This is a genomic window from Actinomadura sp. NPDC048032, assembly GCF_040653175.1.
In the GTDB taxonomy this organism is placed as follows: domain Bacteria; phylum Actinomycetota; class Actinomycetes; order Streptosporangiales; family Streptosporangiaceae; genus Spirillospora; species Spirillospora verrucosospora.
Window position 1 is genome coordinate 1 of the sequence record NZ_JBEZJP010000361.1, and the last position, 8,767, is coordinate 8,767.

General features: G+C 73.8%; 8 protein-coding genes. 5 read left to right on the forward strand and 3 right to left on the reverse strand.

The window, feature by feature from the left end:
- The first annotated feature begins 147 nt into the window (after positions 1-147).
- Positions 148-2,265: an excinuclease ABC subunit UvrB gene (uvrB, locus tag AB0C69_RS32695; protein WP_345175342.1), complete on the forward strand. Its 2,118-nt coding sequence runs from the start codon at positions 148-150 to the stop codon at positions 2,263-2,265.
- A 109-nt stretch (positions 2,266-2,374) separates the two neighbouring features.
- Here the strand turns inward: uvrB and AB0C69_RS32700 are convergent, their stop codons facing one another.
- Positions 2,375-3,154 (reverse strand): GNAT family N-acetyltransferase, encoded by a 780-nt coding sequence (locus AB0C69_RS32700; RefSeq protein WP_360358804.1) that lies wholly within the window; start codon positions 3,152-3,154, stop codon positions 2,375-2,377.
- Between the two features lie 341 nt (positions 3,155-3,495).
- Positions 3,496-4,089 carry a hypothetical protein gene (locus tag AB0C69_RS32705; protein WP_353832051.1) on the reverse strand — a complete coding sequence of 198 codons (594 nt, stop codon included), beginning with the start codon at positions 4,087-4,089 and terminating at the stop codon, positions 3,496-3,498.
- A 195-nt stretch (positions 4,090-4,284) separates the two neighbouring features.
- On the opposite strand from AB0C69_RS32705, the gene AB0C69_RS32710 reads away from it, so the two are divergent.
- From AB0C69_RS32710 to AB0C69_RS32725, 4 genes are all read left to right on the forward strand, one after another.
- A complete protein-coding gene (locus AB0C69_RS32710) occupies positions 4,285-5,394 on the forward strand; it encodes an ADP-ribosylglycohydrolase family protein (protein ID WP_345175337.1) in 1,110 nt (369 codons plus the stop codon).
- A gap of 55 nt (positions 5,395-5,449) precedes the next feature.
- A complete protein-coding gene (locus AB0C69_RS32715) occupies positions 5,450-5,956 on the forward strand; it encodes a GNAT family N-acetyltransferase (protein ID WP_345175336.1) in 507 nt (168 codons plus the stop codon).
- An 84-nt stretch (positions 5,957-6,040) separates the two neighbouring features.
- Positions 6,041-7,078 (forward strand): SGNH/GDSL hydrolase family protein, encoded by a 1,038-nt coding sequence (locus AB0C69_RS32720; protein ID WP_360358805.1) that lies wholly within the window; start codon positions 6,041-6,043, stop codon positions 7,076-7,078.
- A 74-nt stretch (positions 7,079-7,152) separates the two neighbouring features.
- Positions 7,153-8,118 carry a CapA family protein gene (locus AB0C69_RS32725; protein WP_360358806.1) on the forward strand — a complete coding sequence of 322 codons (966 nt, stop codon included), beginning with the start codon at positions 7,153-7,155 and terminating at the stop codon, positions 8,116-8,118.
- A 7-nt stretch (positions 8,119-8,125) separates the two neighbouring features.
- Here the strand turns inward: AB0C69_RS32725 and AB0C69_RS32730 are convergent, their stop codons facing one another.
- Positions 8,126-8,695 (reverse strand): TetR family transcriptional regulator, encoded by a 570-nt coding sequence (locus AB0C69_RS32730; protein ID WP_360358807.1) that lies wholly within the window; start codon positions 8,693-8,695, stop codon positions 8,126-8,128.
- Positions 8,696-8,767: the final 72 nt, after the last annotated feature.

The window sequence follows — 8,767 nt, forward strand, 5'->3', positions numbered from 1 at the left end:
GGTACGCCACCGCGGTCGCCCCCGACGCCGGAGACCTCACGGTCGCCCCCGCGAAGCTCCCCAAGGCCCGCGCGCGGCCCCGGAATGTCGGAGCCCCTGCATACAGTTGGGAGAGCAGGGAGATGGCCGAATCCAGGGGGAGTGTCGATGCGCCCAGTCACGGACCTGCGGCGCCGCGTGGCGCCGTTCGAGGTCGTCACCGAGATGACGCCGTCGGGCGACCAGCCGCAGGCGATCGCCGAGCTCGCCGCCCGCGTCTCGGCCGGTGAGAAGGACAACGTGCTGCTCGGCGCGACCGGCACCGGCAAGACCGCCACGATCGCGTGGCTGGTGGAGAAGCTGCAGCGGCCCGTCCTCGTCATGCAGCCGAACAAGACCCTCGCCGCCCAGTTCGCCAACGAGCTGCGCGAGATGCTGCCGAACAACGCCGTCGAGTACTTCGTGTCGTACTACGACTACTACCAGCCCGAGGCGTACATCCCGCAGACCGACACCTACATCGAGAAGGACTCCTCGATCAACGACGAGGTCGACCGGCTGCGGCACTCGGCGACCAACTCGCTGCTCACCCGCCGCGACACCGTCGTCGTCGCGTCCGTGTCCTGCATCTACGGCCTGGGCACGCCGCAGGAGTACGTCGACCGGATGGTCCGGCTGAAGGTCGGCCAGGAGATCGACCGCGACGACCTGCTCCGGCAGCTCGTCGGCATGCAGTACACCCGCAACGACCTCGCCTTCACCCGCGGCACCTTCCGCGTCCGCGGCGACACCGTCGAGATCATCCCGCAGTACGAGGAGCTCGCCGTCCGGATCGAGATGTTCGGCGACGAGATCGAGAAGCTCGCCACCCTGCACCCGCTCACCGGCGAGCTGATCACCGAGGACGAGGAGCTGTACGTCTTCCCCGCCTCCCACTACGTCGCGGGCCCCGAGCGCATGGAGCGGGCCATCGGCCAGATCGAGGCCGAGCTGGAGGAGACCCTCGCCGTGATGGAGCGGCAGGGCAAGATGCTGGAGGCGCAGCGCCTGCGCATGCGCACCACCTACGACATCGAGATGATGCGGCAGGTCGGCACCTGCTCCGGCATCGAGAACTACTCCCGGCACATCGACGGCCGCGGCCCCGGCACCGCCCCGAACACCCTCCTCGACTACTTCCCCGAAGACTTCCTCCTCGTCGTCGACGAGTCCCACCAGACGGTCCCGCAGATCGGCGCCATGTACGAGGGCGACGCGTCCCGCAAGCGGATGCTGGTCGAGCACGGGTTCCGGCTGCCGTCCGCCATGGACAACCGCCCGCTGAAGTGGGAGGAGTTCCTCGACCGGATCGGCCAGACCGTCTACCTGTCGGCGACGCCCGGCCCCTACGAGATGAACCGCGTCAAGGGCGACGTCGTCGAGCAGGTCATCCGCCCCACCGGCCTGATCGACCCGGAGATCGTCGTCAAGCCCACCAAGGGCCAGATCGACGACCTCATCCACGAGATCCGCGAGCGCACCGAGCGCGACGAGCGCGTCCTCGTCACCACCCTCACCAAGAAGATGGCCGAGGACCTCACCGACTACCTCCTCGAACTCGGCATCCAGGTCCGCTACCTGCACAGCGAGGTCGACACCCTGCGCCGCATCGAGCTGCTGCGCGAGCTGCGCGCCGGCGACTTCGACGTCCTCGTCGGCATCAACCTCCTCCGCGAGGGCCTCGACCTGCCCGAGGTCTCCCTCGTGGCGATCCTCGACGCCGACAAGGAGGGCTTCCTGCGCTCGGAGACGTCCCTCATCCAGACGATCGGCCGCGCGGCCCGCAACGTGTCGGGCCAGGTCCACATGTACGCCGACACCGTCACCCCGTCCATGGAGCGGGCGATCGACGAGACCACCCGGCGCCGCGCCAAGCAGCGCGCCTACAACGAGGAGCACGGCATCGAGCCGCAGGCGCTGCGCAAGCGCATCGCCGACATCCTCGACTCCCTCGCCCGCGAGGACGCCGACACCGAGACCCTGATCGGCGGCGCCGGCCGCCAGCAGAGCCGCGGCAAGGCGCCCGTCCCCGGCCTCGCGTCCCGCACCAGGGAGGCCGGCCGCCACGCCGCCGACCTGGTCGGCGAGCGCCCCCGCGAGGAGCTGGAGGGCCTCATCGAGCAGATGACCGACCAGATGCACCAGGCCGCCACCGACCTGCAGTTCGAACTGGCCGCCCGCCTCCGCGACGAGATCAAGGAACTCAAGCGCGAACTCCGCGACATGAAGGAGGCCGGCGTCAAGTAGCCCCCGGCCAACGACGCTCTGCCCCCAACAGCCCACCGACCCCCACGAACCCCAGCCCAAACGGACGCGCTCACCGGCCCGCCGGGAGCGATCGGCGGGAATGGCCGCTTCAGGGGCGGGCGGGTGACGGGAAGGCGAGGACGAGGCGGTCTTCGACCGGGCGGTAGCCGAGGCGGTGGTAGACGCTGTTGCTGGTCGGGTTGGCGAGGTCGGTGAACAGCACGACCTCGGCGGCGCCGGCGTCCTGGGCGGCGCGGGTGACGGCGGCGGTCACCGCGGCCCCGTAGCCGCGGCGGCGGTGCTCGGCGGGGGTGTAGACGGGCGCCACGCGCGCCGTTCCCGCGATCGCCGGCGTCCGTCCCGCCAGGGCCACCGGGCGTCCGCCCGCCTCCCACAGCACGATGCCGCCCTCCGCCAGCCGCCCGTCGATCATCGCCGTGTTCGGGTCGCCGTGGCCGCCGGCGTCACGGCGGAACGCCGCGTACCAGTCGCGCACCAGCTCCTGGTCGCCGACGTCCGCGACGCGCGCGGCGCCTTCCGGCGGCGGGTCCGGCATGTCGAGACCCGCCAGCCGGTGGAGCCGCTCGTGCCGCGCGACGCGGGCCGGGCTTCCGATCCGGCGGGTCCACGCGTCCGCGAAGTGCTCGGCGGTCTCCTGCGTCCCGTTGACGCCGGGGACCGCCGGCTCGCGTCCGGCCAGAACCTCGGCCAGCTCCGACGCCGCAGGCCCCGGCATCGCGCTCAGCAGGACCGGATACGGTCCCGTCCACACGCAGGTGCCCGCGACGTCGCCACCCGCCGTCCACCAGCCGAACAGCGCCTTCGGGTACAGGCCGGGCCCCAGGGCCCTGATCGCCTTGGTCACCGTCAGCGGCACAGTGTTCGCCACAGGATCGGCGCACAAGAATCCCTCCGCGCGCGCCAGGAACTCTTCGACATCGCCGGTCAGCTTCCACGCCATGCCTCAGCATGCCCCCGGCCACGTCCCGGACGCAGCCCAATTTCAGTGCCCTCAGGTCGTGGCGGGTGGTTCTCCTCGGTGAGGACGTCCCAGCCGACCCGTGACAGCCTGCTGAGGGCCGCGGCGGCGCATCGCTGTGTCACTGACGGCGCGCACCGGGTGTCCTGCCAGGGACGCGCTCTACGCCCAAAAGCCCGAGGCCGCCACGGGCTAGCCGTCCCAGCGGTGTGGGGAGCTGGCCGGGGCGGCTCTGTTTTGGTGTTGGCTGTTCAGCGCGTGGTCAGGGCGGCGGGGGAGGGGCGCTGTCTGCGGCGGAGGCAGTAGGCGATGGTCGCGGCTGCCAGGAGGGGACCCCAGGCCACGAGAGGGCCGTAGGAGGCGGCGAAGAGGACGAGCCTCCAGCCTTCGAGCCGCACCGCGGTCCCGTCCGGGGCGGTGAAGTCGTTGAAGCCGGGCAGGGCGACGAGCGTTCCCACGGTGAGGAGGGCGGCGCCCGCGCCCGCCGGGACGGCGGCGGCCAGGACCGGCACCCTGCGCCCGCCGAGCCCGGGGACCCGGCGCGGGACGACCTCGCCCCACCGGGAGACGAGGCCGACGGCGAGGAAGGCCAGCGCTTCGCTGAGGACGCTGAGGAAGATCGTGTATCCCCACATCGGGAGCCAGGCGGGGACGTCGCCCCGCGCGTCGCTCGCGTCCCCGCGGAGCGGCCCGATCGGAGCGCCGAAGCCCAGCGCGATCCGCCAGACGCAGGACGGCAGGACCACCAGGCTCGCGGCGTAGGCGGAGACGACCGCCCACCGCGGCGCGTCCTCGACGGTATGGCCGTGCATCCGGCGGACCACCGCCGTTGCGTTCCTCAGCATGTTCGCCCTTCCGGTCGTGCGGTTGCCTGCACGGACAGTGAAGGGCCTGCGCCCGGTGCGGGGCCTCCCTCGTGCGCGTGATCCGGCTCCCCTCGGGGAGGGAGCCGCCACCCTGCCGGCGGAGGGGGCCGGGGCCGCCGGTGGGGTTTCCCGGGCGGTTCGGCGGGGCGGGACGTGATCGGTAGCGTGTCGGGAATGGCGGACACGGCGGGCGATCGGATGCTGGGGTGCCTGTTCGGAGGGGCGGTCGGTGAGGCGCTCGGACGTCCCGTGGAGGGGATGTCGCTCGCCGAGATCCGCGCGGCCTGCGGACCGGCGGGCGTGACCGGGCTTCCCCGGCGCGCGGAGATCGGGGAGGCGACGCAGCTGAGCCTGCTCACCGCGCAGGCGGGCGTCCAGGCGTCCATCCGGGCCCGGGCGAGGGGGATCGGCGGCGCGTACTTCGGGCTGGCGCAGGCGAACTACCTCGCGTGGCTCCGCGCCCAGGGCGAGCGGATCCCGGAGCAGGACTCGCTCGTGAGCGGTCCGGCGCTGCGCGACCCGGCGGTGACGGCCGGACGCGGCGCCGGCCGCACCACCCTCGCCGCGCTGCGCAGGGCGGCGGAGCGCGGCAAGCCGGGATGGCCGCTCGGCACGGTGGACGAGCCCGTCAACGACTCCAAGGGCTCCGCCGGGACGGTCCGGGCCGCGCCGTGCGGTTTCGGGCATCCCGATCCGGGGGCCGTCTTCGCCCGGGGGCAGGGCACGGCGGCGCTCACCCACGGCCACCCGTCCGGCCGCCTCCCCGCGGGCACGCTCGCCGTGGCGGTGTCGGCGCTCGTCCACGGCGCCGCCCTCGCCGACGCGCTGAGGGTCGCCATGGCGGAGCTCCGCAAGCACGCCGGGCACGAGGAGACGTCGGCGGCGCTGGAGAAGGCGCTGGCGCTGCCGCTCAGCGGCCCGGCTCCCGAGCGGCTGGAGAGCCTCGGCGGCGGGTTCACCGGTCCGGAGGCCCTCGCCATCGCGGTCCACGCCGCGCTGGCCGCCGAGGCCGCGGGCGGGTACCCGCTGGAGATCGTCCCGCGCGGGATGCTGCTCGCCGTCAACCACTCCGGCGACAGCGACTCCACGGGGGCCGTCTGCGGGAACCTCCTCGGCGCCCGGTACGGCTCGCGGGCCGTCCCCGAGCACTGGCGCGCGGGCGTCGAGGCCGCCGGGACCATCGCCGTCCTCGCCGAGGGCAGCGCCGTCGAGTTCGGCCCGAGCCCGCCCGCCGATTCCTACGGCGAGCCGCCGATGGACTGGCACATGCGCTTCTACGCCTGACCAGGGGCCGGATAATCGGGAGGACGGGGTCCGGGGGAGCGCCTACGATCGCGGCATGGGGCATGAGGTCAGGACGGCGCGGGCCGAGGACCTGCCGGGGCTGGCGGAGATCGAGAACTCGGGGGACGCGATGTTCCGCGAGATCGGGATCGTGTTCCCGCCGGGCCCGACCGTGGTCGAGCAGGTGATCGGGAAGGGCGCGGAGATCGTGGTGGCGGGGGACCCGCCGGTCGGGTTCGCCGCCGTCGAGGAGGTCGACGGGGCCGCGCACCTGGAGCAGATCTCGGTGCGCGGAGACCTGGTGGGGCGCGGGATCGGCGTTCTGCTCCTGGAGGAGGTCAAGGCGCGGGCCGCCGCGGCCGGGGCGCCCGGAGTCAGCCTGCTCACGTTCCGGGACGTCCCGTGGAACGGCCCCTGGTACGCCCGGCACGGGTTCGCGGAACTGCCGCGGGAGCGGTGGGGGCCGGGGATCGCGGCCTACTGGGACGCCGAGGTCGAGGCCGGCCTGCACGAGCTGGGCCCCCGGCTGGTCATGTGGGCGCCGCTCGGACGTCCCAGTTAAAGATCTACAATGTAAAGGCGGGAACCTGGGGCGCCCGGCGGACGTCCGTCCCATGGACGTCCGGTGCGTGCACGGAGGAGAGCGATGATCAGCCCGGTCGCGTGGGTGCGGGGCCGTCTTGGCGAGCGGGGGGCCGCGCTCGCGCTCCTGGCGCTGCTGCTGGCGCTGGCGGTCGTCCCTCTGGTGGCGATGCCGGCGGCGCGGTGCGAGGTGTTCGGGGCCGGGTGCCACGCTCCGGATCCCGAGCGGCGCGCCGACCCGGTCGTCGCGGGCACCCGGACGATCACCCCGGCCGAGGTGGCGACGCGGGGCGCCTACGTCGCGCTGGGGGACTCGTACTCGGCGGGCGTCGGCGCGGAGGCGACCGTGGGCGACCAGAACCCGCTCGACCGGTGCCACCGGACGTCCAAGGCGTACTTCCACGAGGTCTCGCGGGCGTTCCGTTTCGCGAAGGGTGCCGCGTTCTGGGCGTGCTCCGGCGCGACCACCGAGGACGTGCTGGACGGACGGGGCGGCGAACCCCCGCAGATCGGCCGCATCGGACAGGACACTAGCCTGGTCACCATCAGCATCGGCGGCAACGACGTCGGGTTCTCGCGGGTGCTCGCCGGCTGCGTGGTGAAGCTGCCGTGGGGGCGGGGCTGCTCCGCGCAGGGCGAGGAGATCGCCCGGCGGATGGCCGAGCTCCGGCGGAGCCTGCCCGCCCTGCTGGCCGAGATCACCGCGCGGGCGCCGTACGCGCGGGTGGTCGTGATGTCCTACCCGAAGGCGTTCTCCGAGGTCAGCGGCGTGGACGGGGACAACATCACCGTGCCGGACCAGCGCTGGCTGAACGCGCGGGCCTACGAGCTGGGCGGGGTGATCCGGCAGTCGGTGACGGAGGCCGACGCGCGCAAGGTGGCCGGGCACCGGCACGGCAGCGTCGAGTTCGTGGACGCCTACAGCGCGTTCGCCGGCCACGAGGTCGGCAGCCGTGACGCATACATGAACGGCCTGACGCTGAACCTCGCGGCGCTCGAAGCGGAGCCGCGCAGCTACCACCCGACGGTCGCCGGGCAGCAGGCGCTCGCCCGGCTCTTCGTCGACCAGATCAAGAAGGGCCCGGGCCGCGCGCTCTCCTGAGCGCGCCGCCCGATCTCGCCGCGACCGGTGAGAGCCGTCCCCGAACAGGGCACGACTGTCCTGGGGGTTCTGCGATGGCCATCACGATCGCGCTCGCGGGGGACACGATGCTCGGACGCGGCGTGGCGGAGGAGATCGCCGCGTCCGGCCCGCACGGCCTGTTCTCCGAGGAGGTGCGCGAGGTCTTCCACGAGGCCGACCTCGCCCTGGTGAACCTGGAGTGCTGCGTGTCCGGGCGCGGGCGGCGGTGGGACGCGCCGGACAAGCCGTTCCACTTCCGCGCGCCGCCGGCCGCGGCCGAAACCCTCGCCGATCTCGGCGTCGACTGCGTGACGCTCGCCAACAACCACGCTCTGGACTACGGGCCGGACGCGCTGGCGGACACGCTCGACATCCTCCGGCGGACGGGCATCCGGACCGTCGGAGCCGGCGAGGACCTCCCGCGGGCGCGGGAGCCCGCCGTCCTGGAGGCGGGGGGAGCGCGGGTCGCGGTCGTCGGCGTCACCGACCATCCGGCCGATTTCGCCGCCGGACCGGACCGGCCGGGCGTCGCCCTCGCCGACCTGGAGGACGGCGTCCCCGGCTCCCTGCTGGAGGAGATCCGGCGGCTCCGCGGCGGCCACGACGCCGTCCTGGTCATGCCGCACTGGGGGCCGAACATGATCCCGGCGCCGCTGCCCTACGTCCGGCGCGCGGCGGGGAGGCTGGTGGACGCGGGCGCGACGCTCGTCGCCGGGAGTTCCGCACACGTCTTCCACGCCGTGGCGTGGCCGGTCGTGTTCGACATGGGCGACTTCATCGACGACTACGCGGTGGACGCCCTGCTGCGCAACGACCTCGGCCTGCTGTTCCTGGTGACGCTGGACGCCGCCGGGCCGTCCCGGATCGAGGCGGTGCCGATCCGGCTGGACTTCTGCCGCACCCGCCTGGCCGCCGGCGCCGACCGCGCCTGGATCATCGACCGCTTCGCCAGGGCCTGCGCCGCCTTCGACACGCCGGTGACCGTCCGGGACGACCGGATCGTCGTCGAACGGCTGTAAGGGAGGGTCAGCGCAGCGCGGCCGCGACGACCCCGGTGACCGTCCTGCGCACGGCCTCGTCGTCCGGAGGCGCGGCGGTCCGGTCGGCGAACAGCAGGTGGGCGGCGCCGACCAGGGTGGGGGCGAGCAGGTCGACCTCGGCGTCCGCCGCGACGCGGCCGAGTTCGCGCTCGGCGGCGAGGTAGGAGGCGATCATCTCCACGGCCTCGGTGAGCACCGGCACGCCGGCCGGCCAGGTCCGCCGCAGCCGGGCGCGCAGCTCGTCCTGGAAGGTGATGAGGGGGAGGATCGCGACGGCGACCGACGCGAAGACGGCCCTCAGGGCGGCGGAGAGGTTGCCGACGACGGTGCCGGTCCCGGCGGCGTCGCGGAGGGCGGCGGCCTCGGCGTCCATCCGGTCCACGCGGTCCAGCACGAACTCGGCGAGGAAGGCGTCGAAGTCGGCGAAGTGCCGGTGCAGGACGCCCTTGGCGCAGTCCGCCTCGGCGGTGACGGCCCGGCTGGTCAGCGCGCTCGGCCCCTCCCGCAGCAGGACGCGTTCGGCGGCGTCGAACAGCTGCCCGCGCACGTCGCGCATGGCAGGGCTCGCTGTCGCGGCTGCTGCAGGTCGGCGCGGCGAACCTGGACGGGCAGGGCGAGGACATCCGGC

Bases quoted from the DNA above. Each gene is read 5' to 3' on its own strand.
- uvrB (WP_345175342.1), top strand. From the start codon at position 148: ATGCGCCCAGTCACGGACCTGCGGCGCCGCGTGGCGCCGTTCGAGGTC.
- AB0C69_RS32705 (WP_353832051.1), bottom strand. From the start codon at position 4,089: ATGCTGAGGAACGCAACGGCGGTGGTCCGCCGGATGCACGGCCATACC.
- AB0C69_RS32710 (WP_345175337.1), top strand. From the start codon at position 4,285: ATGGCGGACACGGCGGGCGATCGGATGCTGGGGTGCCTGTTCGGAGGG.
- AB0C69_RS32715 (WP_345175336.1), top strand. From the start codon at position 5,450: ATGGGGCATGAGGTCAGGACGGCGCGGGCCGAGGACCTGCCGGGGCTG.
- AB0C69_RS32720 (WP_360358805.1), top strand. From the start codon at position 6,041: ATGATCAGCCCGGTCGCGTGGGTGCGGGGCCGTCTTGGCGAGCGGGGG.
- AB0C69_RS32725 (WP_360358806.1), top strand. From the start codon at position 7,153: ATGGCCATCACGATCGCGCTCGCGGGGGACACGATGCTCGGACGCGGC.
- AB0C69_RS32730 (WP_360358807.1), bottom strand. From the start codon at position 8,695: ATGCGCGACGTGCGCGGGCAGCTGTTCGACGCCGCCGAACGCGTCCTG.